The 25696-nt window shown below is 69.6% G+C and carries 26 protein-coding genes and 1 tRNA gene; 16 read left to right on the forward strand and 11 right to left on the reverse strand.

The window, feature by feature from the left end; translation table 11 throughout:
• Window positions 1-6 precede the first annotated feature (6 nt).
• The gene (lysA, locus tag DC434_RS10800; protein ID WP_116635271.1) at window positions 7-1425 is read right to left on the reverse strand and encodes a diaminopimelate decarboxylase; all 1419 of its coding nucleotides are present in this window, start codon (window positions 1423-1425) and stop codon (window positions 7-9) included.
• Window positions 1426-1576: 151 nt separating this feature from the next.
• Between lysA and DC434_RS10805 the strand changes: the two genes are divergently transcribed.
• The 4 genes from DC434_RS10805 to DC434_RS10820 are packed head-to-tail and all read left to right on the forward strand — an operon-like array spanning window position 1577 to window position 4879.
• Window positions 1577-2623 (forward strand): YihY/virulence factor BrkB family protein, encoded by a 1047-nt coding sequence (locus DC434_RS10805; protein WP_116635272.1) that lies wholly within the window; start codon window positions 1577-1579, stop codon window positions 2621-2623.
• A 60-nt stretch (window positions 2624-2683) separates the two neighbouring features.
• Window positions 2684-3589: an alpha/beta hydrolase gene (locus DC434_RS10810; RefSeq protein WP_116635273.1), complete on the forward strand. Its 906-nt coding sequence runs from the start codon at window positions 2684-2686 to the stop codon at window positions 3587-3589.
• Window positions 3564-4145, forward strand: coding sequence for a TetR/AcrR family transcriptional regulator (locus DC434_RS10815; RefSeq protein ID WP_116635274.1), 582 nt, complete (start codon window positions 3564-3566; stop codon window positions 4143-4145). Before DC434_RS10810 ends, DC434_RS10815 begins: the two co-directional genes overlap by 26 nt.
• Before the next feature lie 2 nt (window positions 4146-4147).
• Window positions 4148-4879, forward strand: a complete 732-nt coding sequence (locus DC434_RS10820) for an alpha/beta hydrolase (protein ID WP_116635275.1) — start codon at window positions 4148-4150, stop codon at window positions 4877-4879.
• Window positions 4880-4894: 15 nt separating this feature from the next.
• On the opposite strand, the gene DC434_RS10825 is transcribed toward DC434_RS10820, so the two are convergent.
• Window positions 4895-5746, reverse strand: a complete 852-nt coding sequence (locus DC434_RS10825; RefSeq protein WP_116635276.1) for a DUF2993 domain-containing protein — start codon at window positions 5744-5746, stop codon at window positions 4895-4897.
• A 39-nt stretch (window positions 5747-5785) separates the two neighbouring features.
• On the reverse strand, window positions 5786-7450 hold the full coding sequence (argS, locus tag DC434_RS10830; RefSeq protein ID WP_116635277.1) for an arginine--tRNA ligase: 1665 nt from the start codon (window positions 7448-7450) through the stop codon (window positions 5786-5788).
• 93 nt (window positions 7451-7543) lie between these two features.
• Between argS and DC434_RS10835 the strand changes: the two genes are divergently transcribed.
• Both DC434_RS10835 and DC434_RS10840 read left to right on the forward strand, forming a co-directional pair.
• Window positions 7544-8359 (forward strand): SGNH/GDSL hydrolase family protein, encoded by an 816-nt coding sequence (locus DC434_RS10835; RefSeq protein WP_207769946.1) that lies wholly within the window; start codon window positions 7544-7546, stop codon window positions 8357-8359.
• Between the two features lie 16 nt (window positions 8360-8375).
• Window positions 8376-8448, forward strand: a tRNA-Arg gene (locus DC434_RS10840).
• A 79-nt stretch (window positions 8449-8527) separates the two neighbouring features.
• Here DC434_RS10840 and DC434_RS10845 read toward each other — a convergent pair.
• From DC434_RS10845 to DC434_RS10865, 5 genes are all read right to left on the reverse strand, one after another.
• Window positions 8528-8773: a hypothetical protein gene (locus DC434_RS10845; RefSeq protein ID WP_116635278.1), complete on the reverse strand. Its 246-nt coding sequence runs from the start codon at window positions 8771-8773 to the stop codon at window positions 8528-8530.
• A gap of 12 nt (window positions 8774-8785) precedes the next feature.
• Complete coding sequence (locus DC434_RS10850) at window positions 8786-9007, reverse strand: DUF2945 domain-containing protein (RefSeq protein WP_116635279.1); 222 nt, start codon at window positions 9005-9007, stop codon at window positions 8786-8788.
• 167 nt (window positions 9008-9174) lie between these two features.
• Entirely contained in the window at window positions 9175-9441 is a 267-nt protein-coding gene (locus DC434_RS10855) for a DUF6510 family protein (RefSeq protein WP_116635280.1), read from the reverse strand.
• Window positions 9441-10181, reverse strand: coding sequence for a ferredoxin reductase (locus DC434_RS10860; RefSeq protein WP_116635281.1), 741 nt, complete (start codon window positions 10179-10181; stop codon window positions 9441-9443). The genes DC434_RS10855 and DC434_RS10860 overlap by 1 nt, the downstream gene beginning before the upstream one ends.
• Window positions 10178-10771 (reverse strand): sulfite oxidase-like oxidoreductase, encoded by a 594-nt coding sequence (locus DC434_RS10865; protein WP_116635282.1) that lies wholly within the window; start codon window positions 10769-10771, stop codon window positions 10178-10180. The genes DC434_RS10860 and DC434_RS10865 overlap by 4 nt, the downstream gene beginning before the upstream one ends.
• 98 nt (window positions 10772-10869) lie before the next feature.
• Here DC434_RS10865 and DC434_RS10870 point away from each other — a divergent pair, with 98 nt between their 5' ends.
• Complete coding sequence (locus DC434_RS10870) at window positions 10870-11277, forward strand: hypothetical protein (protein ID WP_116635283.1); 408 nt, start codon at window positions 10870-10872, stop codon at window positions 11275-11277.
• Here the strand turns inward: DC434_RS10870 and DC434_RS10875 are convergent.
• Entirely contained in the window at window positions 11206-13713 is a 2508-nt protein-coding gene (locus DC434_RS10875) for an HAD-IC family P-type ATPase (RefSeq protein ID WP_116635284.1), read from the reverse strand. The genes DC434_RS10870 and DC434_RS10875 overlap by 72 nt on opposite strands.
• A 162-nt stretch (window positions 13714-13875) precedes the next feature.
• On the opposite strand from DC434_RS10875, the gene DC434_RS10880 reads away from it, so the two are divergent.
• Together DC434_RS10880 and DC434_RS10885 are read left to right on the forward strand one after the other, a co-directional pair.
• Window positions 13876-14316 carry a hypothetical protein gene (locus tag DC434_RS10880; RefSeq protein ID WP_116635285.1) on the forward strand — a complete coding sequence of 147 codons (441 nt, stop codon included), beginning with the start codon at window positions 13876-13878 and terminating at the stop codon, window positions 14314-14316.
• Complete coding sequence (locus tag DC434_RS10885; RefSeq protein WP_116635286.1) at window positions 14313-15437, forward strand: DUF998 domain-containing protein; 1125 nt, start codon at window positions 14313-14315, stop codon at window positions 15435-15437. Before DC434_RS10880 ends, DC434_RS10885 begins: the two co-directional genes overlap by 4 nt.
• Here the strand turns inward: DC434_RS10885 and DC434_RS10890 are convergent.
• Both DC434_RS10890 and DC434_RS10895 read right to left on the reverse strand, forming a co-directional pair.
• Window positions 15388-15768 carry a PLDc N-terminal domain-containing protein gene (locus DC434_RS10890; protein ID WP_116635287.1) on the reverse strand — a complete coding sequence of 127 codons (381 nt, stop codon included), beginning with the start codon at window positions 15766-15768 and terminating at the stop codon, window positions 15388-15390. The genes DC434_RS10885 and DC434_RS10890 overlap by 50 nt on opposite strands.
• 88 nt (window positions 15769-15856) lie before the next feature.
• On the reverse strand, window positions 15857-16066 hold the full coding sequence (locus DC434_RS10895) for a hypothetical protein (protein WP_116635288.1): 210 nt from the start codon (window positions 16064-16066) through the stop codon (window positions 15857-15859).
• Window positions 16067-16203: 137 nt separating this feature from the next.
• Here DC434_RS10895 and DC434_RS10900 point away from each other — a divergent pair, with 137 nt between their 5' ends.
• The 7 genes from DC434_RS10900 to DC434_RS10930 are packed head-to-tail and all read left to right on the forward strand — an operon-like array spanning window position 16204 to window position 25668.
• Window positions 16204-18768 (forward strand): LuxR C-terminal-related transcriptional regulator, encoded by a 2565-nt coding sequence (locus DC434_RS10900; RefSeq protein WP_116635289.1) that lies wholly within the window; start codon window positions 16204-16206, stop codon window positions 18766-18768.
• A gap of 60 nt (window positions 18769-18828) precedes the next feature.
• A complete protein-coding gene (locus DC434_RS10905) occupies window positions 18829-19953 on the forward strand; it encodes an AI-2E family transporter (protein WP_243408890.1) in 1125 nt (374 codons plus the stop codon).
• Window positions 19954-19967: 14 nt separating this feature from the next.
• Window positions 19968-21344 carry a hypothetical protein gene (locus DC434_RS10910; RefSeq protein ID WP_207769947.1) on the forward strand — a complete coding sequence of 459 codons (1377 nt, stop codon included), beginning with the start codon at window positions 19968-19970 and terminating at the stop codon, window positions 21342-21344.
• A gap of 1 nt (window position 21345) precedes the next feature.
• Window positions 21346-22812 carry a DUF2252 domain-containing protein gene (locus tag DC434_RS10915; RefSeq protein WP_116635426.1) on the forward strand — a complete coding sequence of 489 codons (1467 nt, stop codon included), beginning with the start codon at window positions 21346-21348 and terminating at the stop codon, window positions 22810-22812.
• Window positions 22809-23552, forward strand: coding sequence for an ion channel (locus tag DC434_RS10920; RefSeq protein ID WP_243408891.1), 744 nt, complete (start codon window positions 22809-22811; stop codon window positions 23550-23552). The genes DC434_RS10915 and DC434_RS10920 overlap by 4 nt, the downstream gene beginning before the upstream one ends.
• Complete coding sequence (locus tag DC434_RS10925) at window positions 23549-25156, forward strand: MFS transporter (RefSeq protein ID WP_116635292.1); 1608 nt, start codon at window positions 23549-23551, stop codon at window positions 25154-25156. The genes DC434_RS10920 and DC434_RS10925 overlap by 4 nt, the downstream gene beginning before the upstream one ends.
• Window positions 25157-25203: 47 nt before the next feature.
• Window positions 25204-25668 carry a MarR family transcriptional regulator gene (locus DC434_RS10930; protein ID WP_207769948.1) on the forward strand — a complete coding sequence of 155 codons (465 nt, stop codon included), beginning with the start codon at window positions 25204-25206 and terminating at the stop codon, window positions 25666-25668.
• Window positions 25669-25696 lie beyond the last annotated feature (28 nt).

A 25696-nucleotide genomic window follows, 5' to 3' on the forward strand; every position in this document is an offset into this window, starting at 1 on the left:
GGTGGGTCATCTGTCTCCCTCGGGGGCGTGCGCCCCGTCGATGCCCGCGTCCCGGGCCAGCAGGTCGTCGATGGTCTCACCGCGGACGATGACCCTCGACCGACCGTCGCGCACGGCGACGACCGGCGGACGCGGAACATGGTTGTAGTTGCTCGACAGCGAGGCGCAGTACGCGCCCGTCGCGGGAACCGCGAGCAGATCGCCCGGCACGAGATCGGCCGGGAGGTATTCGTGATCGACGACGATGTCGCCGGATTCGCAGTGCTTGCCGACGACGCGGCTGAGCTGAGGCTCTCCCCCGCCGATGCGCGAGGCGAGGCGTGCCGAGAACTGGGCGCCGTACAGCGCGGTGCGGGCGTTGTCGCTCATGCCGCCGTCGACGCTGACATACCGGCGGACCGCGCCGGATTCCACCGTCACGTCCTTCGTCGTGCCGACCTCGTACAGGGTCACGCCGGCGGTGCCGACGATCGCACGCCCCGGCTCGAAGGACAGGGCGGGCACCGGGATGCCGCGCGCGGCGCAGCCCTCGGCGACCGCGGAGACGATCTCACCGGCGAGGACCTCGATCGGCGTCGGATCGTCGACGCGGGTGTAGGCGATTCCGAATCCGCCACCGAGGTTCAGCTGCGGCACCGGACCGCCCTCCAGGAGTGCGGCGTGCAGCTCGAGGACGCGGGACGCCGACTCGCGGAAGCCCGCGACCCCGAAGATCTGGGAGCCGATGTGGCAGTGCAATCCCGCGAAGTCGAGCCCGGGGAGCTCCCGGATGCGGGCGACCGCGTGCGCGGCCTCGGCGAGCGGGAATCCGAACTTCTGGTCCTCGTGGGCCGTGGCGAGGAACTCGTGGGTCTCGGCATGGACTCCGCTGATGACGCGCACCAGCACGCGCTGGACCGCACCGGTTCGCGCGGTGATCGCCGCGAGACGCTCGATCTCGATCGCACTGTCGACGATGACGGTGCCGACGCCGGCGATCACGGCGCGCTCGAGTTCGGCGGTCGACTTGTTGTTGCCGTGGAAGCCGAGCGACGCCGGGGACACGCCCGCGGCGAGCGCCACCTCGAGCTCTCCTCCGGTGCACACGTCGACACGCAGTCCTTCGTCGACGACCCAGCGCGCGACGGTCGTGGAGAGGAAGGCCTTGCCTGCGTAGTAGACCTGCGCCGTCGTGCCGTTGTCGGCCGCCGCCTGGTCGAAGGCGGTCCGGAAGGCCCTGGCGCGGCCGCGGACCTCGTCCTCGTCGAGCACGAGCACAGGGGTGCCGTAGGTACGGGCGAGGTCTGCCGCGCTCACGCCGGCGATGTCGAGGACGCCGTCGGCGTCGCGCACCGCGGAGGCCGGCCACACTCCGCTCGCGAGGTCGTTCGCGTCATCGGGGACGACGAGCCATTCCGGGGCGAGCGAATCGGCAGGGGGAAGCACTGAGCACCAATCGTGGAACGGAGCGCGTCGCTGAATACGCACATCGAGGTTGACCCGATTCTAGGGCACCGCCCCGGAGCGCCTTGTCACGGTGACGCCCGGCGTCAAGCCCCTCCGGCTGTTTCACACGGGCTCATAGGGTGGGGGCGTGATGAACACCGAATCGCCCTCTGAGACCGCTGATCGCCCTGGCCTCGTCGCGCGCGTCACCGGGCCCCTGATCGCCTGGGCGCTGCGGAGGCGCCTCGTGCGGGCCGCGCTGCTGTACACCGAGCGTCGCGGACCGATGCTCGCCGACAGCGTCACCTACCGCGCGCTGTTCAGCGTCTTCGCGGGAGTCCTCCTCGGCTTCTCGATCGCGGCCCTGTGGCTGGCGGGCAATCCCGAGGCGTGGCGGGCGATCATCGACTCGGTCCAGTCGGTGGTACCGGGGCTCATCGGCGACGACGGCGTGATAGATCCGAAGGATCTCCAGAAGCCGGCATCCCTGTCCGTCGCTGGCATCGTGTCGCTCGTCGCGCTCATCGGAGCTGCCCTCGGCGCGATCGGGTCGCTGCGCACCGCCGTGCGCGTCATCGCCGGCACGGTCCAGGACGACATCCTCTGGGTGTGGGTGATCCTCCGCAACCTCGCTCTGGCGCTCGGCATCGGACTCTCGTTCGTCGCCGCGGCCGCCGTGACCTTCGTCGGCCAGCTCGGCGTGGCGTGGATCAGCGATCTGCTCGGGCTCCCTGCGGACTCGGCGCTCGTCAGCTGGAGCGCCCCGGTGCTCTCCCTCGTGGTGGTCTTCGCCCTCGACACGCTCCTCCTCGTCGGCGTCTTCCGTCTGCTCTCCGGCGTGCGCCCCGCCGCGCGGTCGCTGTGGAGCGGTGCCCTGCTGGGCGCATTCGGGCTCGTCGTCCTCCAGCAGCTGTCGAGCCTCTTCGTCGGCGGCGCCACCAGCAACCCGCTCCTCGCCACCTTCGCCTCGCTCCTCGCGCTCCTGATCTGGCTCAACCTGTCGACGCAGGTGATGCTGCTGGCGTGCGCCTTCATCGTGACCGCCGAGGAGGAGCGGACAGACCGCGTGCATCAGAGGTTCGGGGCCACGACGTTCCCGCAGCGTCGCCTCCAGCGCGCCGAGGTCGACGTGCAGATCGCCACCGCCGAGCTCCGGGCCGCGCAGAAGGCCGCTTCCGGCGACGGCACGGCCTCCTGACGCGGGTCCACCCCTCGTAGTGACCAAATGGGATAGTCTGGTCACAACGAGAGGAATCCCATGGACCCCCGACGCGCACGCATCACCGTCGCCGATGCGGAGATCTCCTTCCTCGAATGGCGCCCGGCGGAGGAATCCGGCTCGACGGTCCTCCTGCTGCACGGCGGCGGCGCCGACAGCGCCGAGCTGTCCTGGTCCGAGGTCGGACCGGCACTCGCGGCCACAGGGCACCGTGTCATCGCTCCGGATCATCCCGGTTTCGGTCGCAGCCCGCGCGCGGAGTGGCCGCTCACACAGGAGCGGCTGGTCCGCTACGTCGGCGAGTTCGCCGACGCCGTCGGCCTCACGGACTACGCGATCGGCGGACTCTCGCTCGGCGGGGGCATCGCGCTCGGACACCTCCTCGCCCAGCCGGGACGGGCTCGCGGTGCGATGCTGCTCGGGTGCTACGGCCTCATGCCTCGGCTCGCCGACGGGCCCTTCGGCGGGCTCACGCAGGTCATGACCTTCCTCCTGCTGCGGAGCGGGGCGCTGGCGGCGATGACCAGGCGCTACATGCGGAACCGTTCGGCGATGGAGCGCGGCCTCCAGGATCTCGTCCGCGAGCCGACGGCGCGCACGCCCGAGCTCGTCGATGCGGTCCTCGCCGAGGGGGCATCCGGCACCGGCACCGCCGTCTTCAGCGAGTGGCAGAAGGACCAGGTGCTCTGGAACCGGCTGCGCACCGAATACACCGCGCAGCTGCCCTCCGTCCGCACGCCGACCCTCCTCGTGCACGGCGATCACGACAGCGGGGTGCCGATCGGGCGCATCCGGTTCGCCGCAGAGCGGATGCCGGACGCGACGCTGCTCACGGTCCCCGACGCGGGACACTGGGTGCAGCGCGACCGCCCCGACGTCGTCATCCCGGCGATGCTCACTCACCTGCAGAGGATCGACGATGCCCAGACCTCTCGTCCCGAATAGGCGCGAACGCGTCCTCGATGCCGCCGAGGAACTCGTGCTCGCTCGCGGCTTCGACGCGATGAGCGTCGCGGCGATCGCCGAGGGTGCCGGCATCGGCAAGGGCGCCGTCTACCTGGAGTTCCCGGGGAAGAACGACATCCTCGACGCCCTGCTGCAACGCGGGACAGCCCGGCTTCGCGAACGAGCGCGGGCGGAGGTCGGAGATCGGCCGCGACTCAGTGCGGCGTATCGTGCCTCCGCACGGGCGCTGCGGGATGACGCGCTGATGACCGCCGCCTTCCTCGACGATCGTGGCGTGCTCGGCGCCCACGTGACCGAGGTCGAGCACGGGCGCTACCGCGAGCGTCATCTCGGCGTCGTCGAATGGCTGCACGACCTCCAGCGCCGGGGAGAGATCGACGAACAGGTCGATGCGGAGGCGCTGGCTCTGGCGCTGTCGAGCGCGACGATCGGACTGCTCTCCGCCGCGCGACTGCTCGGTCCGCTCTCCTCGGAGCAGCTCGAGAGCGCGATCGACACCGTCGGCCGGATGGCCGCTTCCTTCGAGAGGAACTGACGATGCACATCGACCGCTACGGCCCCGAACGCGGCACACCGCTGCTGCTTCTGCATGGAGGCGGTGTCGCCGGCTGGATGTGGGAGCCGATGCGCGCGCACCTCGACGAGGGGCACCGCATCCTCCTGCCCGACCTGCCGGGGCACGGACGCAGCGCGGACCAGACCTACACCTCGCACGACGACGTTATCCCGGCACTCGAGGAGCTGCTGGAGGACGAGGGCCGTCCCGCCACGGTCGTCGGCTTCTCGCTCGGCGCCCAGCTGGCGGTGCTGTTGGCCGCCCAGCGCCCGGACCTGGTCGAGAAGGTGATCGTCGTCAGCGCTCAGGCGATCCCGATGCGCGCGGTCGGCCCGATGCTCGCCGTCCTCAGTGCGACCGCGGGACTCGCCCGGCAGGAGTGGTTCGCGAAGCTCCAGGCGCGGGAGCTGTTCGTCCCGCCGGAGCATCTCGACGACTACGTGCGGACGTCTGCCGGCATCTCCCGAGAGACCCTGCTCAACGCCGTCGAAGAGAACCTGCGCTTCACACCACCGGACGGCTGGCGACATTTCCCGGGCGCCGCGCTGATCCTCGCGGGTTCGAAGGAGAAGACGCTGATGAGGCGCTCGTCCGCCGCACTGCACGAGGCTCTGCCGCAGAGCGAGCGGGAGATCATCGCCGACTGCGGTCACGGCATCCCGCTGCAGCGCCCCGCCTGGTTCGCGCAGCGGGTCGAGTCCTGGATGCGCTGACGGCGCTCCTGCCGGTCAGCGCGGGCAGACGCCCTTCTCGAGCAGAGCCGGATCGGTGGCGATCGCACCGTCGACGTCGATGTCGATCACGGCCTCGCTGCCCACGATCGCGAGTCCGGTGAGGGTGAGGCCGGCGGGAAGCTGATCCGCGATGCAGATGCGCTGCGTCCGCGTCAGGCTGTCTCCGACCGATCCGAGCATCGAGCCGACGCCATCCACATCGACGTCGAGTCCGCCGATCGACAGCCCCACCGGCGTGAGCTCGAGGTCACCCTCCGCAGCACCGGGCGTGAGTGTCAGCGTGAGGGGGACGGCCGCCCCGAACACCGTGAACGAGCCGCCCAGCGTGGCGTTCGGCGCGTCGAAGACGACGGATTCGACCGGCAGGTCGGTTCCGGCGAGCAGGGTGGTGAACTCGGCCTGGTCGATCCGGATCGTGCCGGAGGCACCGCCCAGGTCTCCCCCGCGCAGGGGGATGCCCGTCGCGGTCACGTCCGCGGCACCGGTGATCCCCTCGAGGGTCACGGCATCCGTCGACAGGTGAAGCGTGTCGAGTCGTCCGCCGATCAGCTGCGGGAGCAGCACGCCCTCCGCGTCGACGTCGAGCTGCTGGTCGGCGGGGAGGTCCAGCTGCTCGATGACGAGGGACCGCACGATCCCGGGAAGGATCGAGCGCGCGATGAACTCCGCCGCGACGACGAGCAGCGCCAGCAGCACCACGACGATCAGCAGCACCCACGGCCAGCGGCGACGACGCGTCGGCCGCTCGGCATCCGCCTCCGCGGGCGCATCGGACCCGGGGATCACGAGCGTCGGATGCTCTGCCGAAGCGTCAGGATACGGCAGGGTGTGGTTGTCGTCGCTCATGCTGCCATCCTGCCCTACCGGCGCGGTGGACAGCCGTCGCTACATGCGCTCCGGAGCGGACACGCCGAGCAGGTCGAGTCCGTTGCGGAAGACCTGGCCGGCGGCATCGTTCAGCCACAGGCGCGTGCGGTGCACGCTCTCGATCGGGTCGTCGCTCAGGGGGATCACGCGGCAGTTGTCGTACCAGCGGTGATACAGCCCCGCGAGCTCCTCGAGGTAGCGCGCCACGCGGTGCGGTTCGCGCACCTCGGCCGCGAATGCGACGATGCGCGGGAACTCCTGCAGCGCACCGAGCAGTGCCGCCTCGGACTCGTGCGTGAGCGTCTCGGGGGCGAACTCCGAGCGGTCGACGCCGGAGTCGGCGGCGTTGCGCGCCACGTTGTGGGTGCGGGCATGCGCGTACTGCACGTAGAACACCGGATTGTCGTTGGTGCGCTTCTGCAGCAGCTCGGGGTCGAGCGCGAGCGGCGAGTCGGCGGGCGAGCGCTCCAGCGAGTAGCGCAGCGCGTCGGTGCCGAGCCATTCGCGCAGGTCGTCCATCTCGATGATGTTGCCCGCGCGCTTGCTCAGGCGGGCGCCTCCGACAGACACGAGCTGTCCGATGAGCACCTCGACGTCCTTCTCGGGATCGTCGCCGGCGGCTCCCGCGAGCGCCTTCAGGCGGTGCACGTAGCCGTGGTGGTCGGCGCCGAGCAGATAGATCTTGTGCGCGAAGCCGCGGTCGCCCTTGTTGAGGTAGTACGCGGCGTCTGCCGCGAAGTACGTGTACTCGCCGTTGGAGCGGCGGATCACGCGATCCTTGTCGTCGCCGAAGTCGGTGGTGCGCACCCACACCGCGTCGTCCTGGTCGAAGACGTGACCCTGTTCGCGCAGACGGTCGACGGCCTGGTCGACGAGGCTGACCCCGTCGGCGTTCTTCGCGTGCAGCGTGCGCTCGGAGAACCAGACGTCGAAGTGCACGTTGAACTTCGACAGGGACTCCTGCTGCTCCGCCAGCTGGTACTCGTAGCCGAGCTCTCGGGCGACGATCACCTTCTCGTCGTCTTCCAGGTTGAGGAAGTCGGGGCGGGCCGCGAGCACGCGGGCGGCGAGATCGTTGATGTAGCTGCCCGCGTAGCCGCCCTCCGGCGTGGGCTCGCCCTTCGCCGCGGCGACGATGGACTGCGCGAAGCGCTCCATCTGGGCGCCGGCGTCGTTGATGTAGAACTCGCGAGCGACGGTGGCACCGGATGCCGCGAGCACGCGGCCGATCGCATCGCCGAGCGCCGCCCAGCGGGTGTGGCCGATGTGCAGCGGCCCGGTGGGGTTCGCGCTCACGAACTCGATGTTGATGCTGCGTCCGGCCTGGGTCTCGTTCGTGCCGTAGGCGGCTCCGGCGTCGACGATCGTCTTCGCGAGCGCACCTGCGGCCGCCGCGTCGAGGCGGATGTTGATGAAGCCGGGTCCGGCGACCTCGGCGCTGGCGACGCCGTCGACACCGGCGAGACCGTCGGCGATCTGCTGGGCCAGCTCGCGCGGATTCGTGCCGAAGGGCTTCGCGAGACGCATCGCGATGTTCGAGGCCCAGTCGCCGTGGTCGCGATTGCGCGGACGCTCGAACACGATGTCGGATGCGGCGAGCTCGAGGGGCTCGCCGGGACGTCGTTCCTCCGCGATCGGTGCGAGGACGGCGAGGAGGGCTTCGGCGAGCGTTTCAGGGTTCATAGCCGTCCCAGTTTACGGCGCGCGATGACGGTCCCCGACGCCGCGGCGGCGCGGGGAATTTGCGTTCGCCTTCCGGTGATCTACTCTCATGCAATGCACGACTCCGCCGCCCGACGCCGACTGCGCACCGTGGGCATCGCCATCGCCCTGCTGCTCGCCGTCTCCGCGGGCGTCCTGGGCGTGTGGCGACCGTGGACCCCGATGCCCGCCGCGGCCCCGGTCGGAGCCTCCGCCGACGGCGAGGGAAGCGCTGCCTCGGTCGTCGCTCCGGCACCGCTGAGCCTTCCCGATCACCCGCGTGTGCTCGTGTTCGGCGATTCCTGGACCTACGGTTCGGCAGCGACCGATCCGACCCAGGGATACGCCTACGTGCTCGCGGGACTCGTGGGCGGCGAGACCATCGTCGACGGTGTCCGCGGCAGCGGCTACCTCAAGCCCGGGCTCGACGGTCCGACCTTCGGCGAGCGCATCGCCCTCCTCGACCCGGCGCTCGCGCCGAACCTGATCATCATCCAGGGGTCGATCAACGACCGGGCGCAGGGCGTGACCGGCTACCGCGAGGCCGTCACCGCCGCCTGGGACGCGCTGACCGCGAAGTACCCGGAGGCGTCGATCGTCGTGCTGGGCCCCGCGCCGCACGAGCTGCCGGTGGGCGCGGCGACCGCGCGCATCGACACCGACCTCTCCGAGCTCGCGGCAGCACGCGGCTGGTGGTACATCTCCCCCATCGCGCTCGACTGGATCACCGATCAGAACTACCTCGACGTCATCGACGTGGACTTCGGTCACAAGCACCCGTCCACCGAGGGGCACCGTTATCTGGCCGAGAGGCTCGCCGCCGCACTCGATGAGCTGCGCGGCGCTCCGGTCACCGAGGCCGGTGGGTCGGAGACCACCCCCGACGAGTGATATCGTCGTTCGGTACGCCTCCGTAGCTCAGTGGATAGAGCGCCGGTTTCCGGTACCGTAGGTCGCAGGTTCGACTCCTGTCGGGGGCACGAAATCGCAGAAGGGGACCGTCCGCCAGGACGGTCCCCTTCTGCGATTTCTAGGTAACCCCCTACCGAGGGGCCCCGATCAGAGGAGCAGATCCTCGAGGTCGCTGAGCGACAGAGTCCGTCCGCTCGCCACCGGATTCCCCTCCTCGACCCGGAAGTCGTAGAGGTCGCCGTCGCGCCGCAGGTGGGCGACGTAGTCGAGGTCGTGCGCGCGGTGCACCTCCCACTCCCCCGGTGCGACGCACGTGAACCGGTACGTGTTGTTCGCGCTGCTCCATTCGGTCACGACATCGGGTTGATCCTCAAGACGGATCGAGTTGCTCATGGCGGTCTCCCTTCACTTCGAGGTCTTCAATCGCCGGAGGGCCGCGCCCTTATGCGCAGCGCGAGCACCGGTCTTCTCCGACGTCACGATGAACGCGGGCTCACCCGCGGATGCTGTGAACCTCTGCCCGTCGAGCTCGAAGTCCTCGACGCGCCTTTCCTCGACGACGCCTCGGGTGCGCCCCTGCGAGGTGTTCCATGACACCCGGTCGCCTCTGCCCAGGGATTCCGTCATCGCTTCTCCTTCTTCTCGGGGTCGTGACCCCGCGCACGCTCGGCCACAGGGCTGCCTCTCTCCTGGTCCGATCGAGCCTGCGCTCTGATCGACGCCCCATGAAGGGGGTTGCCAAGCGATCGGATCTCATGGCACCGGTAGAGGGATGTCGGAAAGCCGAGCCCCCGTCAGACGCCGATCGCGCCGAGCGTCCCGACGACGAGTCGAGGGCCGTCCTGCCCGCGCAGCAGAGTGAACAGCGTCCTGGTACAGGATCGGCACCGCACGATCGCGGAGTGACTGTCGACCTCGACCACGGTCTCCGCGACGTTCGCCGCGGTTCCGCACCCGGAGCAGGTGGCGACGAGCGAGGTGATGTCGGCGCCGAACAGGTCGCCCATCATCCCCGCGAGGCAGTTGCCGTCGACGATCATCGAGCTGTGAGCAGCATCCATCAGCGACCTCCGAATCGCTCGGTGCGCACGCGCGCAGGATCGTGGCCGAGGCGGACGAGTGCGTCCGCGGCATGCTCGACGAAGCCGGTCGGCCCGCAGACGAAAACGAGCGGCTCCCGCTCGGGCGGCCAGACCGCGTCCCGGAGCGTGTCCTCATCGACGCGGCCGACGCGGCCCTCCCAGTCGGGCGGGGCCGACCTCGTGTACACCCACCGCACATCGATGCCGGCTGCGGCAGCCGACACGACCTCCTCGCGGTAGATGGCATCCTCGGGACTGCGCACCGAGTAGAGCATCCTGACGGAGTCGACCGCACCGGCATCCTGCGCCGCCCGCATCATCGCCACGAGCGGCACGACGCCCGATCCCCCGGCGATCAGCTGCACGGGCCCCCGTCGCTCCGGCTCCTCCTGATCCGGACGCCACACGAAGAACTGCCCGAGCGGACCTTTGACCTCGAGCTCATCGCCGATCCGGACATCGCGCACCAGATAGGGCGAGACCTCGCCGTCGGGCACCTCGTCGACAGCGAGCTCGATCACGTCCGTCGACGCCCCGTAGGAGCCGAGAGAGTAGGACCGCACCGCTTGATACCCGTCCTCCGCCGTGAGCCGCACGTCGACGTGCTGGCCCGCGTCACTGCCCGTCCAACCCGGAACCTCCAGGCGGATGCTGCGCGCAGAGGGAGACTGGGGGCGGGTCTCGATCACCCGTGCCGGACGCCACCCGCCGACGATCACCAATAGCGTTCCTCGGTCCACGGATCGCCGTGCATGTTGTAGCCGTTCTGCTCCCAGAAACCGGGCGCATCCTCGTCCATCAGGGTCAGCGCTCTCACCCACTTCGCGCTCTTCCAGAAGTACAGATGCGGCACGAGCAGACGCGCCGGACCGCCGTGCTCCGGGTCCAGGGGCTCGCCCTCGAACTCGAACGCGATCCACGACTGCCCACCGAGCAGGTCGTCGAGGGCGACGTTGGTCGTGTATCCGCCGTAGGAATGGGCCATCGCGTACGACGCGGCCGTGTCGACGTCGGCGAGGAGCGTGTCGAGCGAGATGCCGCGCCATGCGGTGCCGAGCTTCGACCAGCGCGTCACGCAGTGGATGTCGGTGTGCACCTCCTCGATGGGGAGCGCCTGCAGCTCGTCCCAGGTCCAGGACGTCACGAGCCCGGCTTCGTTACGGATGCCGAAGCTCCACTCGGCCGTGGAGATCTGCGGCGTCGGTCCGGCAGACAGCACCGGGAAGTCCTCTGTCAGATATTGGCCCGGCGGGAGCTTCGGATCGCTCTCCCTGCGGCGTGCGCCGAAGCCTCTCGAGATCACTGCCATGGTCATTCTCCTTCGCGGCCGGGTAGACGGACGCTAGCAGAGCATCACCCCGCTCGGCGATCACTTCACGGATCAGACCCTGCTTGTACAGTGATCGCGTGGACACCGTCACCGAGCAGCCCCGCACGCACAAGCGACCCGTCGTCGTCACCGTCGTGGTGATCCTGGTCGTGCTGAGCGGCCTGTCGAACGCGCTCCTCGGTCTCACCGTGCTCCTGAGCCGGTATCAGGTGCCCGACGGTGACGTGCTCGTCGTGTCGCTGATCGGCGCCGCCGTCATCCTGTTCGGCCTGCTGACCCTCGCAGTGGCGGCGGCGATCGCCCGCGGCAGTCGTCTCGCCCGCCTGCTGCTGACGATCTACATCGGCGTGCAGCTGGCTCTGCACGTCGTGACGGCGCTCACCACCACGTGGGATTGGGCCGTGCTCGTCCAGTCAGTCGTCGAGCTGCTGGTGCTGGTCGCCGTCTGGGCGCCGCCCGGATCGCGGCACTTCCTCGACCGCTGACCCTCCAGCCACGGCGTTCGACCGGGCGAGGAACCGCCGGTGGATCAGCCGGACGATCTCGATGGCGAGGATCGTCGCGATCGTGACGGCGGCGATCAGGTACGCGGCCCCCTCTCCCGGATCCACGAGCTGGAAGAACTCCCCGGCGAGCGGCACCGTGAACAGGATCGACAGCGCGATGAACATCGCACCCACCACCAGCACCTTGTAGCGGTTGAGCGGTCGCGCCAGCACCGAGAGCACCCAGATCCCGACGATGGCGAGGATGATGGTCGAACCGGTCCGCAGCTGCGGCTCGGTGACGCCGAGCGCCATGGCGCCGCGCGTGTACACGGTCAACGCGATCGCGATCAGGAGGCCTGCGGGGATCGCGAACGCCAGCGAGCGCCGCAGGAACCCGGGGACGTAGCGGCTCGCATTCGGCATCAGCGCGAGGAAGAACGCCGGGATGCCGATCGTCAGGCCGTCCGTGATCGACAGCTGTCTCGGCAGGAACGGGAACTCCAGCACCATGACGCCGAAGAGCACGGCGAGCGTCGTCGCGTAGACGGTCTTCGTCAGGAAGAGCATCGAGACGCGCTCGATGTTCGCGATCACCTGTCGCCCCTCCGCGACGACGTCCGGCAGGTGCGAGAACTGTCCGTCCAGCAGTACGAGCCGCGCGACGGCCTTCGTCGCCGGCGACCCGGAGTTCATCGCGATGCCGATGTCGGCCGTCTTGATCGCGAGCGCGTCGTTCACGCCGTCGCCGGTCATCGCGACCGTGTGTCCGCGCGCCTGCAGCGCGACCACCATGCGCTTCTTCTGCTCGGGAGTCACCCGGCCGAAGACGGTATGCGCTTCGAGCACCGGACCGAGCTCGGCGTCGTCCTCCGGGAGCTGCCGTGCGTCGTAGCCCTCTCCGGCATCGAGACCCACCTGCCGGGCGATCGCCGCGACCGTGCGCGGATTGTCTCCGGAGATCACCCGCACTCCGACGCCCTGCGCGCGGAAGTACGACAGCGTCTGCGCGGCATCCGGGCGCACCTTCTCGCTGAACGTGATGACGGCCACCGGGACGAGGCCCGTCGGAAGCGTCTCGGACTCCTGCGCGGCGGAGGAGTAGGGATCCGCGGTGAACGCGAGGACGAGCGTGCGCAGGCCCTCCGCGGCCAGGCGGGTGACGGCTTCACCGACCTCGGTCCCGGCATCCGTCGCCGCGTCTCCCAGCACCATCTCGGGAGCGCCGAGCACCCAGGTCTCGTCGCCGCGGTCGGCGAACGAGAGGGCGCTCCACTTGCGCGCGGACGAGAAGGAGACATAGACGGATGCGTCGCGCGGCGCCGTTGCGGGGAACGGCTCGCGCAGGCACCGCGCGGTCGCATTCGCATCCGGAGCGCCGCCGAACCAGGCGAGCGCCGCCTCCCACTCCCCCGTCGCCGAACCGAGCTCGAGCAGATCGCGGTACGCGAGCTCGCCCTCGGTGAGAGTGCCGGTCTTGTCGAGGCAGATGATGTCCACGCGCGCGAGTCCCTCGACGGCGGGCAGCTCGTTGACGAGCACCTGCCGAGCCGCGAGACGCGCGGCACCGACGGCGAAGGCGATCGACGTCATCAGCACGAGGCCGAGCGGGATCATCGCGGTCAACGAGGAGATCGTGTTGACGATCGCCTGCGTCCAGGTGCTGGTCTCCCACGCCGTCACCCAGCCGCCCGCGACCATCATCTGCGCGTTCAGGACGAGGAGGCCGATCGGACCGATCCCCCAGCCGACCCACTTCAGCACACGGTCGATCGACGTGCGCAGCTCGGAAGACACGAGAGAGAAGCGCTTGGCCTCCTCGGCGAACTTGTTGGCGTAGGAGTCCGCCCCGACGCGCACGGCGCGCGCGATGCCGTCACCCGCCACCACGATCGAGCCGGACAGCGCCTCGTCACCGTCGTTCTTGTCGACGGCATCCGATTCGCCCGTCAGCATCGACTCGTCGATCTGGAGCGCACGATGCTCGAGCACCACGGCATCCGCGGTGACCTGATCTCCGGCGCGGAGCACGAGGATGTCGCCCTGGACGACGTCGGCAGGAGAGATCTCGATATCCTGCGAATCCCGGCGCACTCGTGCGCGCGGCGCATTCAGCAGCGCCAGCCGGTCGAGAGCCGCCTTGGCGCGGAACTCCTGCCAGCATCCGATGATCGCGTTGCCGAAAGCCGCGAGGCCGAAGAGCGCGTCCTGCCAGCGACCGAGGAGGAGCAGGACGAGGAAGCAGGCGCCGACGATCCCGTTGAAGAGCGTGAAGACGTTCGCGCGGACGATGTTCCACGCGCTGCGGCTGGAGTCGCCCGCGAACGCGTTGGTCCGGCCGTCCGCCGTCAGCTCGGCCACGCGCGCTGCCGTGAGGCCCGTCCGGGGGTCGGTGTCGAGGTCGTCCTGCTGCTGCACCGCCGTGGGGGACTCCATGCGCCCCATATTAGGGGCGGGCCGAACTCGAGCCGGGTTCGGCCGCGCATCACTCTCCCGGGGTGACGCGCCGCGCGCGAGCTCGGCGCGAGAATCACCAGCGAGCGCAGGGATTCCGCCCCGCGCCCCGTCTTGCCGCCCGTCGGCAGAGAGGTGTGAATCATGTCCTCCACCAGAGCGTCGACCGGATCCTCGGCCTGGACGGGATGGGCGGCTTTCGCCGGCGTCATCATCCTCATCAGCGGCATCTTCGGGCTGCTGCAGGGTCTCGTGATCCTGCTCGGGCCGCAGGCCTCTTATGTCGTGGTCGACGGATCGCTGTTCCTCTTCGACGTCGCCGGGTGGGGATGGTGGCACGTCGTCATCGGGGCGCTGCTGACCCTGACGGCGTTCGCGCTGTTCAGCGGGGCGACGTGGGCGCGCGTCGTCGCCGTCATCCTGGCGGTGATCAGCGCCGCCGGGCAGCTGCTCGTGATGCCGCTGCAGCCGTGGTGGTCGGTCATCGTGATCGCGATCGACGTGCTGATCATCTACGCCCTCACCGCGCACGGTCACGAGCTCTCCGAACGGCGCGCGCCGCATCAGCGCGGGAGCATGGTGTGACCGCACAGCTGCGCGTCAGGCAGGTGCTGCGCCACCCGTTCCGGAACGCGGAGTCGCGGGAGTCCGCCGCGCTGCTCATCGCCGCCGGCGTGCTCGTCGTCGCGACCGTCGTCTCGCTCCTGGTCTTCCGCGGCGGACCTCTCCCGATCGCGGGCCCCGGGTCGATCGGGCAGTTCGTCGCCCTCGCCGCCGCCGTCACGGCCTTCGGCGTCTTCATCGCCGCCGTGACGGTGTCGCACGCCGGCCCGCAGGACGCGCGGGCACTCCCCCGCATGCGATGGTTCGACATCGCGAGCATCGCCGCGGCCCACGGGGTCATCGCGCTGCTCGGCTGGATCGGCATGGCGAACATCGTGGAGCGCAGCTTCTTCGGCGCCGTCGTGTTCCCGGTGTCGGCAGCCCTGCTGGCCGGAGTCGCGATCGCGGTCACCGCCTATCTCACGACGGTGTCGGCGATGAGCATGAACCCGACGAGGCTGTCGCTGGTGCTCATGGTCTTCCTCGTGGTCGGGGTGTTCGCGAGCATGCTCAGCGCCACCGACCCGCTCTGGTGGCAGAAGAACCTCAGCACACTCGGGATCTCCGACGACTTGTCTGCGCTGGCCTTCAACCTCACCGTGATCATCGCGGGGCTCATCGTCACGACCATCGCGCACTTCGGCACGATCGACATCCCCGTCGACACCGAGAAGGCCCGACGCGGACGGCGCGTCGTGCGGATCGAGCTGCTCCTGATGGGGGTGTTCCTCGCGGGCGTCGGCCTCTTCCCCGTCGACACCCACTTCGCGATCCACAACACCGTGGCCTCCGGGATGGCGGTGCTGTTCGTCGCGCTCGTGATTGGCCTGCGGTGGCATGTCCCCGGCACTCCCCGGGTGTTCCTGATGCTCGGCTACGCCTTCGTGCTCATCATCGTCGTGCTCGCCGTGCTGTTCACCACCGGCTACTACAACCTGACGGCGGTCGAGCTGATCGCCTTCCTCATCATCTTCGGCTGGCTGATGCTGTTCCTCCGCAACACGGCCGCCGCCGGCACAGGGGCCGACGGCGGCGAGCGCCGGACGGATGCCGTCAGCGAGCCAGCGCCTTCCCCTTCAGGGTCTCGTACTCTCCCGCAGTGATCGCACCGGAGTCGAGCAGCGCCTTGGCCTTGGTGATGTCGTCGGCGGGCGACGCCGTGCCGGCGGTCTCGCGGATGTAGGCGGTCTGCGCCTCACGCAGAGCGCCGATCTCTGCCGCGCGGCGCTCCGCCATCCCCTGTCCCCGGGCGATGAGGTAGACGAGGGCGGTGAGGAACGGCAGGAACACCAGGAAGATGATCCACACCGCCTTGAGCCAGCCGTTGAGCGACTGGTCGCGGAAGATGTCGCCGATGATCGTGAACACGACCATCAGGTAGGAGATGAAGACGAAGGACCAGAAGAACCAGGCGATGAGATCCCAGATGAACATGATTTTCTTCCTTTGCTCGGGGACACGACCGTGCCGGAACCGAAGCTAGTGAGCGGACGACCGGGCGGCGTCACCCTGCCCGGGTGACTCAGCGGTCCGCGACCGGATTCACCGAGATCACCTCGATGTGCAGGTCGTCGAAGGCGCCGAGCAGGGCCAGCAGGCGCGGTTGATCGATCACCGGACCGACGATGCTCGTCACACCGCCGTCGCGGAGTCCCACGGTGAAGCCGTCGAGCGCGCCGGCGAGCTCCGCGCTCAGCCGTCCGCGGACGATCACCTCGAAGGTCTGGACCATGCGGCCCCCTCTGATCAGCCGCCTCGGACGGCACCTGCGAACGTCGGTCCACCCCATGATCGACCGACGCGACCTGCTCGTCCTCACCCCCTCTGGATGATCTGGTCGCGCACTGCGATACTGAGCGCGAGAGCGCGATGACCGTCTTCCCCCATGTGCCGGTTCACGCCGTCGATCGTCCGCGGTTGCGCCGCCGACTCGACGCGGCGCTCGGCGCGCCCTTGAGCACGATCGTCGCCCCGGTGGGATCCGGCAAGACGGTGCTGCTCTCGCAGTGGGTCGAGTCGCGCCCTGATGTGCGGTTCGTCTGGCTCGAGCTGGAGGCCGCCGACGACGATCCGCAGCATTTCGTCGCCCGCCTGCTCGAGGGATTCCGCAGCGATCCCCGCACTCGTCACGACCTCGGCACCCCGCACGCCCTGAGCGACAAGGCGCTCGGCCGACCGGTGCTGGAGGCGCTCCTGGCCGTGTTCCGCGAGCATCCGGGGACGACGGTGATCATCGACGACGCGCATGCCGTGTCCAACTCCGCGCTGCTCGCCGACATCTGGTGGCTGGCGGATCATCTGCCGGAGGAGAACCACATCGTGCTGTCCTCCCGGGTGGATCTGGGCTTCCCGTGGAGCCGGCACCGGCTGCGGCACTCGCTTCTGGAGCTGCGACAGTCCGACCTGGCGCTGGATGACGACAGCGCTGCCACGCTGCTGCGGCGGATCATCGGCAGCCCGGTGAGCGCGGCGACCCTGTCGGCCGTCATGGAGCGGACGGAGGGATGGGCGGCAGGAGTCCAGCTGACCGCGCTCGGGCTGCGCGATCAGGACGATCCGGAGGGTTTCGCTCAGCACCTCCGCGGCACGGATCTCCTGATCGCCGACTACCTCAGCGAGCAGGCGCTGGCGCAGCAGTCGCCGGAGCGCAGGGATCTCCTGCTGCGCCTGTCGTCGCTCGATCGGATGTCGGCCGAGCTCATCGAGTCCGTGCTGCACGTCGACGACGCCGCGCAGCTCCTCGATGAGCTCCAGCACGATTCGATGTTCCTGGTCTCCCTCGACGAGCGCAGGGAGTGGTTCCGCTTCCATCACCTGTTCCGCGATCTGCTGCACTACCGGCTCCGCGCGCGCGGCGACGGCGAGGAGACCCGGCTGCTGATCGCGGCGGCGGAGTGGCACCTCCGGGAGGGCGATCTGCCGTCGGCCATGGCGTATCTCCTGCGAGCGCGGGAGTGGGATCGCGTGCTCGATCTGCTGCTCGCGAGCGGCCGCGACGTGTTCGAGCGCAGCAGGACGCTGTCGGTGAGTCGATGGCTCGACGCGGTACCGGCGGAGGTCCGCGCTGGGCGCCCGGACGCCGAGATCCTGCGGGGGATCGTGCTCGGGATGAGCGGCGATGCCGTCCGCGCGGAAGACGTCCTCCGTGCGCAGAGCGCGCGCGACGACCTGACCGCAGCCCAGTCCGCGGTCGTGCACGCCTACATCGCCGCGCGGGTGCAGTTCCGGTCGGAACCGGAGATCGCCCTGCGCGCGGCGAAGACGTCGATCGCCTTCCTCCGGCACGACCCGACGCTGCGGCCGCCCGACATCCTCGGCCTGATGCATCCGTCCTTCCTGCACACGCTCGCGCGCACGTCGGGGGGCCGGGCGCACTTCCTCGCCGGCGACTTCGTGCGGGCCCGGCGCTGGTTCGACGACGGCCTCGCCGGCCCCGGCGCCGAATACTCGCCCTACCGCGTGCATCTCCTGGGCTCCATCGCGCTGCTCGACGCGTGGTGCGGTCGCGTGTCGCATGCATCGTCGCTCGCCCAGGAGGCGCTCGAACTCGCCGCCGATGCGCAGCTCCTCGCCCACCCCGCACCGGCGGACGCCTACCTCGCGGCCGCTCTCGCCGCCGTCGAGCGCGGAGAGCCCGGCAGCGCCGCGTTGAATCTGCACGAGGGCGTCGTGCGTGCGGAATCGAACAGACGCTCGCAGCTGCTGTGGATCGCTCACCTCGTCCGCACGCTGATGGATGCCGAGGATCCTCCGAGCGCCCTGCCCCAGGGCATGGGCCGCCCTCCGGCGATCGTCGATGCGGCGCTGCGTGCAGAGGACGCTCGCACGCTGCGTGCCCAGCGGTCGTCCGCGCCGCTCGACGTGCCGACGGGTCGATGGTCCCCGCTGCTGGTCGAGTCGATCGCGGCCGCGCTCACGGAACGGAGACCGACGATGGCCCGCCGTCGCCTGGCGTGGACCGCGCCGGATCCGGACGCTGCTCCGCGGGAGAGGGTGGAGCGCCTCACCCTCGAGGCCTGGCTCGCCGCGTCGGAAGGCGGACCATCCGCCGCGCGGGACCTGCTGTCCGAGGCCCTCGCCGTCGCCGAATCGAACGGGCTCGTCGCGGTCTTCCCGCGCATGGGCCCCGAGGTCGTCCGACTCATCGCCGAGCTTCCGGGTGCCCCTTCGCGATTCCGCACCACGGTGCTGCAGCGCGCACGCGAGAGCCATCAGCGACGAGTCACCTCGCCGCTGCTCGCGGAGCAGCTCACCGACCGGGAGCTGGAGATCCTCGCGCATCTGCCCTCGCGCATGACCAACACGGAGCTGGCGGCGCAGTGCTTCGTCTCGGTCAACACGATCAAGACCCACACGGCCCACATCTATCGCAAGCTCGACGTCGCCAACCGCAACGGCGCCGTCGCGCGGGCGCAGGAGCTCGGCATCCTCTGACGCGCAAATCGCCCGGAAAGGATGACGCGGGCGATATACCGGCACCAGCAGAGTGACACGATGAGCGACGCGACACCGCCCGCATCCGAGCCGCCGGATTCCCCTCCGGCGCTCCCGCCGCCGCGTCGCCGCAGCATCCTGACCGCGCTGGAGCATCCCTTCGGCCTGGGATTCGCTCTGGTCCTGGGCGGACTCGCCGCATTCGTGCTCGGCGTCGCACTCACGTCGCTTTCGACGATCCTCATCTACATCGCATTGGCGATCTTCATCGCCCTCGGACTCGATCCCGTGGTGAAGCGGCTCGAGCGGAACGGCATGTCGAGGCCGCGCGCCCTCGCGGTCGTCTTCGGCGTCTTCCTCGTGGTCGTCATCGTCGTGCTCGTCTTCATCGTGCCTCCCGCCCTCCGGCAGATCGCCGAGTTCGCCCGCTCGATCCCCTCGGCGATCGCGCAGTTCCAGGCCTCCGACTGGTACCGGGGATTCGAGGCGCAGATCGGCGACGTCGTCGGCACCGCGCTCGATCAGCTCTCGGCCTTCCTCGCCGACCCGGGCAATCTGCTGCTGCTGGGCGGCGGTGCGCTCGCGATCGGCTTCGGCATCGGGAACGCGATCTCCGGGATCCTCATCGTCATCGTGCTGACGCTCTACTTCCTCGCGTCGCTGTCCACCTTCCAGACGAGCTTCTATCGCCTCGCGCCGGCGCGCGACCGGCCGAAGGTCGCCGAGCTCACCGAGACCATCACGGACTCGGTCGGCGCCTACCTGATCGGGATGGTGGTCCTCGCGGCCTGCAACGCCGTGTTCGCGACGATCCTGCACTTCGCGCTGGGGCTGCCGTTCCCCGCCTTCATGGGACTCGCCGCCTTCCTGATCACCCTCATCCCGCTCGTGGGACCCGTGCTCTACTGGATCATCGCGTCGGTGCTCGCGCTGTTCACCGACCCGCTCCTGGCGCTGATCTTCGCGGTGCTGTACCTGATCTACATGCAGTTCGAGGCGTATCTGCTCACCCCGCGGATCATGAACAAGGCCATCGCGGTGCCCGGCGCCCTCGTCATCATCGGCGCGCTCGTCGGGGGCACCCTGCTCGGACTGCTCGGCGCCCTGGTGTCGATCCCGGTCGCCGCCGCGATCCTGCTGATCATCAAGCAGGTCACCATCCCCCGGCAAGACGCCAAGACCTGAGGTCGGAGTCCGTCATGAGCACACCGAAGATCGCGGAGCTGCAGAGCCGACTGGCCGCCCTCGAGGAGGAGAACGCCGTGCTCCGCGGCGGCCTGCCGGTGTCCGGCCCGGGCTCCCCCGCACCCGCACGGAGACGGCGGACCTGGGGACGGACGCTCCTCGCCACGGTGCTGATCACGCTCGGCGCGCTCCTCGCCCCTGTCGCGGTCGTCGCGACGTGGACGCACGTGCAGCTCACCGACACCGAGCGGTTCGTGAACGGATTCGCGCCGCTCGCCGACGACCCAGCCGTGCAGTCGGTGGTCACGACCCAGGTCGTCGCCGTCATCGGCGAGCAGATCGACATCCCCGCGCTCACCTCCGACGTCATCGACGGCATCATCGACCTCGGCACCGGCGAGCGCGCGACGCGGGCACTCGAACTCCTGAAGGGTCCGGCTGCCGAGGGTGTGCAGTCGCTCGTCACGACCGTCGTGACCCGGTTCGTGGAATCCGACGCGTTCGCGGATGTGTGGGCATCGGCGCTGCGCGTGACCCACGCGCAGGTGACCGGAGCGCTGCAGAACGATCCGAGCGCAGCGGTCACCCTCGGTGAGGGCGGCACGATCGGCATCCAGCTCGCCCCGATCATCGACCGTGTGAAAGAGGTGCTCGTCGATCAGGGCATCGGCTTCGCCTCGTCGATCCCGGCCGTCGATCGCACCGTCGTGGTCGCGACATCCGACGCGCTGCCCACCGTGCAGCTCGCGTACGGCCTGGCGGTCGCCGCGGGACTGTGGCTGCCCTGGGTCGCGATCGCCCTGCTGATCGCCGGAGCCCTCGTGGCTCACCGCCGCTCAGTCGCGACGATCGTGTCGGCCCTCGCGCTGGCCGCCTCGATGCTGATCCTGATCGCCGGGTTCGCCGTGGGTCGTGTGTTCTTCGATGCGGCCATGCGCTCGGGTCCGATCCCCGCCGATGCGGCGGGCGTGATGTACGAGACCCTCGCGGGGCCCATGCGCGACACCGCCGTGGCCGTGCTGGTGCTCGCCGTCGCGGTCGCCGTCGTCACCTGGTTCAGCGGCCCGTACGGGGTGCCGCGGCGACTGCGTGCCGCCGCACAGGCGGGCGCTGCCCGACTTCGGGCGGGCATGGCACGGCACGGGGTGACAGCGGGGCGTGCGGGCCGCTGGCTGCACGCCCAGCACACCCTCCTCCGTGTCGTGATCGCCGCCGTCGGCGCCGCCGTTGTCCTCCTCGTGCGTCCCCTCACGCCCGGCCTCGTCGTGTGGACGGTCGTGCTCGCCGCGATCGTCATCATGATCCTGGAGATCGTGGAGATCCCTCCGGACGAGAGCCGCGCCGTGGTCCCAGATGCAGACGTTCTCGTCGCCGAGCGATCCGAGGCGTGACATGGCGAAGGAACGCAGGTCGCACGACGACGCGGAGACGACCGCCCCGCTCCCGGCCGCCCCGGACTTCGTCCTGCGACGGAGCAGGGGGCGGGATGCCCGAGCGCGGGCGCCCCGATCGGCGCAGGGGCCCTGGGTCGCACCGCCCGGACGCACCGACCCGATCGCACTCCTCGAGGAGCAGGCGGAGTCGCGCGTCTCCGAGCTCGTGCCGATCCGGTACGCGCGGATGGCCGTGTCAGCGTTCGCGTTCTATCGCGGTGCGGCGCTGCCGATGGCCGCCGATCTCGCGACCGCGGCGCACAGCGGCGTCATCGTGCAGCTCTGCGGCGACGCGCACCTGTCGAACTTCGGCGTCTTCGGCACCCCGGAGCGGCAGCTGATCTTCGACATGAACGATTTCGACGAGACCCTCCCCGGACCGTTCGAGTGGGACGTCAAGCGACTGGCGACGAGCTTCGCCGTCGCCGGACGGCAACGCGGATTCACGCCGTCGGAGATCCGGGAGTGCGTGGAGCAGGCGGTCCGCGGCTATCGCGTCACCGTCAGCAGGGCGGCCGACGCGTCGGTGCTCGATGCCTGGTACGACCGGTTCGATGCGGACCGTGCGCGGCATCGCATCCGATCGGAACGACGACGTCGGCGAGCCGATGACGAGGCTGTCGAGCGCCTGGAGGCCGCGCTGCGGAAGGCCCGCAAGCGCGACCGCAGGAAGTCGTTCTCGAAGCTGGTCGGCGTCGAGGACGGACAGCTCCGCATCACCGCGGACCCGCCCCTGATCGTCCCCGTGGAGGATCTGGTCGACGGCGTCGACGACGTGGACGACGCCGGGGCCATGCGAGAGATCCTCGACGCCTACCGTCAGACGCTTCCCGGAGCACGGCATCCGCTGTCCGAGTATCGCTACCGGCACATGGCCAGGAAGGTGGTGGGAGTGGGCAGCGTGGGCACCCGAGCCTGGGTCATCCTGCTGAGCGGACGGGACGACGACGATCCGCTGCTGCTCCAGGCGAAGGAGGCGCAGCCCTCGGTACTCGAGCGCTTCCTGGGACCGAGTCGGTATGCCGGATCCGGCGAGCGCGTCGTCAGAGGTCAGCGACTCATGCAGGCCGCGTCCGACATCTTCCTCGGGTGGCAGCAGGTCACGGGACTGGACGGTCGAACACGCGACTTCTACATCCGGCAGCTGCACGACTGGAAGGGCGGGATCGATCCGGAGACGATGACGCCGCGGGGTGCCGCGCTCTACGCACGCGTCTGCGGCGAGACCCTCGCGCGGGCTCACGCGCGCAGCGGTGACCGTCTCGAGATCGCCGGATATCTCGGCAGGGGGCGTCGGTTCGAGGATGCCGTCGTCGCGTTCGCGGACTCGTACGCGGACCAGAACGATCAGGACCACGCCGCGTTCCGGGAGGCCCTCGCATCCGGGCGGCTGCCCGGCGGCGAGCGGGAGAGCGCGGAGCCGTGACAGCGACGACGCGACGCGGGGACCCGGTGGCGCGCCATCGCGCACGCCGCACCGTCGTCCGCGATCGCCACGGGGTCGCGGGGTACACCGTCGCCCTCGCGCTGCTCGTGCTCTCGTACGCGCTGTGTGCCACGCAGCGATCCACCGATCCGAGTCCGTTCGCCTTCCTGCTCATCCTCGCGACCGTCGCCGTCATCTTCCACGTCACGGCGGTGCGCGCGATGATCCAGCACGTCGCCTGGGTCGTCCTGGCCGCAGCAGCCGTCGCGACGACGCTCGGAACCGTGTTCGGGGCCGCCGGACACGTGCTGGACATCGTCTTCTCCACGGCGTCGATGCTCGCCCTGCTCGTCGCCCCGGCTGCGATCGTCGCCCATCAGGCGAAGCGGCGCGGCTTCAACCTCGAGGCCCTGCTCGCGACGATCACGGCCTACGTGCTCGTCGGCCTGTTCTTCGCCTTCCTCTTCAATCTCCTGTCGCTCGTGACCTCGACGCCCATGTTCGGCGAGGGCAGCGAGGAGTCGCTCTCCAATCAGCTGTTCTTCTCCTTCACGACGCTGACCACGACCGGATACGGCAACATCGCGCCGGTCACCGCGGGCAGTCAGGCCGTCGCGGTCGCCGAGGCGATCACGGGCCAGCTATTCCTCATCACCGCCGTGGCCCGCATCATGCGCGGAACAGGCGACAGGAGCGCGATCGACCGCGCACGCACCGCGACTCCGGAGGAGATCTCATGAGGAGATGGAACGTCGTCATCGTGCTCGGCTGCGCGCAGTTCGTCATGGTGCTCGACGGCACCGTGATGAACGTGTCGATCTCGACCGTCGTCGTCGACCTCGACACGACCGTCGCCGCGATGCAGGGGGCCATCACCTTCTACACGCTGACCATGGCGGCGTTCATGCTGCTGGGGGCGAAGCTCGGCGACGTGTGGGGTCGTCGCCGGGCCTTCGTGATCGGATCGTGCGTGTACGCGGTCGGCTCTCTCGTGACGGCGCTCAGCCCGAACGTGCAGATGCTCTTCCTCGGGTGGTCCGTCATCGAGGGGCTCGGGGCCGTGCTCGTGATCCCGGCGATCGCCGCTCTCGTCGCGGACAACTACCAGGGGCGCGACCGGGTCACGGCGTTCGCCGTGATCGGCGCCGTGTCGGGCGCGGCGGTCGCCGCAGGCCCGTTGATCGGCGGTTTCGTCACGACCTACTTCGACTGGCGCTACGTCTTCGTCGCCGAGGTCGTGATCATGATCGTCGTGGTGCTCTGCGCTCGAGTGATCACCGATGCGACACCGCGCACGAGCATCTGCATTGACCTGCTGAGTGTCGGACTGTCGTCGGCCGGGCTCGTCGCCGTCGTCTTCGGGATGCTGCAGAGCAAGATCTGGGGCTGGATCGTGCCCCTGCGCATCCCCGTCATCGGCGGCGTCGCCGTGGCGCCGCTCGGCATCTCGCTCACCGCATGGCTCATGGTCGTCGGCGTGCTGCTCATCGCGCTGTTCATCGTCCGGCAGCGCCGGCTCGTGCGCCTCGGACGACCGCCGCTCGTCAACGTCGAGATGTTCGGGATCTCCTCGCTCCGCAGCGGGCTCTCGGTGCTCGGCGCGCAGTACGCCGTCACGGCCGGTCTCTTCTTCATGGTGCCGGTCTACCTGCAGATGACGCTCGGGCTCGACGCGCTGGAGACGGGGATCAAGATCTTCCCCCTGTCGGTGGCCCTCGTGCTGTTCTCGATCGTGGGGACCGGGCTCTCGAAGCGGATGTCGCCGCGGACGATCGTGCGGATCGGACAGCTGCTCCTCGTGTTCAGCTCGCTCGTGCTGCTCGGCTCGGCGACCAGCGATCTGCGGAGCGGGCTCTTCGCGGCCGGCATGTTCCTGTCCGGGGCAGCCCTCGGGCTGCTGGCTTCGCAGCTGGGGAATGTGAACATGTCGAGCGTCTCGGCGAAGGAGACGAGCGAGGTCGGCGGACTGCAGGGAGTGTTCCAGAACCTGGGTTCGTCGCTCGGCACCGCCTTGATCGGCTCGATCCTGATCGGAGCGCTGTCGACGTCGTTCGCCTCCGGCGTCGCGGAGAGCGATCTGCCCGCAGAGACGCAGACACAGGTGAGCGCCTCGACGGAGCACGGCGTCACGATCGTCCCGGCCACCGACGTGCCGAAGATCGCCGAGGCCGCCGGCCTCAGCGAGGATGACGCGGATCAGCTCGCGCAGATCTACCGCGACTCGCAGCTCTCGTCGCTGCGGGTGGCGTTCTTCGGCCTGATCATCATCAGTCTCCTGGCGCTCTTCTTCTCTCGCGGCATCCCGAGCGAGATCGAGGTGCGTCGACGCACGGAGGCCGCCTGAACTCTCGTTAAATTGTGCACAACTCAATTGCGTGACATACTCCAGGTATGGCCGTGACCGATGAGATGGTGTGCTTCTCGCTCTACTCCGCCGCCCGCGCCACCACCCAGGCGTATCGCGCGCTGCTCGCCCCCTGGGGCCTGACCTACCCGCAGTACCTCGTGCTCGCCATCCTCTGGCACGAAGGCGACCAGACGATCGGCTCACTGGGCGAGGCGATGCAGCTCGACTCCGGCACCCTGTCGCCCCTGGTGCGCCGCCTCGAGCAGGCCGGCCACGTCACGCGATCGCGCCGCGCGGATGACGAGCGGGTCGTCACGGTGACCCTCACCGCCGACGGCCAGTCGCTGCGCGGCGAGCTCGCGTCCATCCCCGCACAGGTGGCCGGCTTCTCAGGCATCCGCGACGACGAGCACCGCCGCCGACTCATCGGCGAGTTGCAGGAGCTCACCGCGCTGCTGCAGGACGCGACCACGAACGCCGCCGCCGCGCACACTCGCGGCGGCGAATGACCACCGATCGAAAGGAAGAACCGCACCC

It is taken from the genome of Microbacterium sp. TPD7012 (assembly GCF_003075395.1).
In the GTDB taxonomy this organism is placed as follows: domain Bacteria; phylum Actinomycetota; class Actinomycetes; order Actinomycetales; family Microbacteriaceae; genus Microbacterium.

Coding starts and splice junctions, on each gene's coding strand:
- DC434_RS10815 (WP_116635274.1), top strand. CDS start 3,564: ATGCCCAGACCTCTCGTCCCGAATAGGCGCGAACGCGTCCTCGATGCC.
- DC434_RS10910 (WP_207769947.1), top strand. CDS start 19,968: ATGAGCACACCGAAGATCGCGGAGCTGCAGAGCCGACTGGCCGCCCTC.
- DC434_RS10835 (WP_207769946.1), top strand. CDS start 7,544: ATGCACGACTCCGCCGCCCGACGCCGACTGCGCACCGTGGGCATCGCC.
- DC434_RS10820 (WP_116635275.1), top strand. CDS start 4,148: ATGCACATCGACCGCTACGGCCCCGAACGCGGCACACCGCTGCTGCTT.
- DC434_RS10905 (WP_243408890.1), top strand. CDS start 18,829: ATGAGCGACGCGACACCGCCCGCATCCGAGCCGCCGGATTCCCCTCCG.
- DC434_RS10855 (WP_116635280.1), bottom strand. CDS start 9,441: ATGGATGCTGCTCACAGCTCGATGATCGTCGACGGCAACTGCCTCGCG.
- argS (WP_116635277.1), bottom strand. CDS start 7,450: ATGAACCCTGAAACGCTCGCCGAAGCCCTCCTCGCCGTCCTCGCACCG.
- DC434_RS10875 (WP_116635284.1), bottom strand. CDS start 13,713: ATGGAGTCCCCCACGGCGGTGCAGCAGCAGGACGACCTCGACACCGAC.
- DC434_RS10850 (WP_116635279.1), bottom strand. CDS start 9,007: ATGACGGAATCCCTGGGCAGAGGCGACCGGGTGTCATGGAACACCTCG.
- DC434_RS10865 (WP_116635282.1), bottom strand. CDS start 10,771: ATGGCAGTGATCTCGAGAGGCTTCGGCGCACGCCGCAGGGAGAGCGAT.
- DC434_RS10845 (WP_116635278.1), bottom strand. CDS start 8,773: ATGAGCAACTCGATCCGTCTTGAGGATCAACCCGATGTCGTGACCGAA.
- DC434_RS10915 (WP_116635426.1), top strand. CDS start 21,346: ATGGCGAAGGAACGCAGGTCGCACGACGACGCGGAGACGACCGCCCCG.
- DC434_RS10925 (WP_116635292.1), top strand. CDS start 23,549: ATGAGGAGATGGAACGTCGTCATCGTGCTCGGCTGCGCGCAGTTCGTC.
- DC434_RS10880 (WP_116635285.1), top strand. CDS start 13,876: ATGTCCTCCACCAGAGCGTCGACCGGATCCTCGGCCTGGACGGGATGG.
- DC434_RS10810 (WP_116635273.1), top strand. CDS start 2,684: ATGGACCCCCGACGCGCACGCATCACCGTCGCCGATGCGGAGATCTCC.
- DC434_RS10930 (WP_207769948.1), top strand. CDS start 25,204: ATGGCCGTGACCGATGAGATGGTGTGCTTCTCGCTCTACTCCGCCGCC.
- DC434_RS10895 (WP_116635288.1), bottom strand. CDS start 16,066: ATGGTCCAGACCTTCGAGGTGATCGTCCGCGGACGGCTGAGCGCGGAG.
- DC434_RS10900 (WP_116635289.1), top strand. CDS start 16,204: ATGACCGTCTTCCCCCATGTGCCGGTTCACGCCGTCGATCGTCCGCGG.
- DC434_RS10890 (WP_116635287.1), bottom strand. CDS start 15,768: ATGTTCATCTGGGATCTCATCGCCTGGTTCTTCTGGTCCTTCGTCTTC.
- DC434_RS10805 (WP_116635272.1), top strand. CDS start 1,577: ATGAACACCGAATCGCCCTCTGAGACCGCTGATCGCCCTGGCCTCGTC.
- DC434_RS10825 (WP_116635276.1), bottom strand. CDS start 5,746: ATGAGCGACGACAACCACACCCTGCCGTATCCTGACGCTTCGGCAGAG.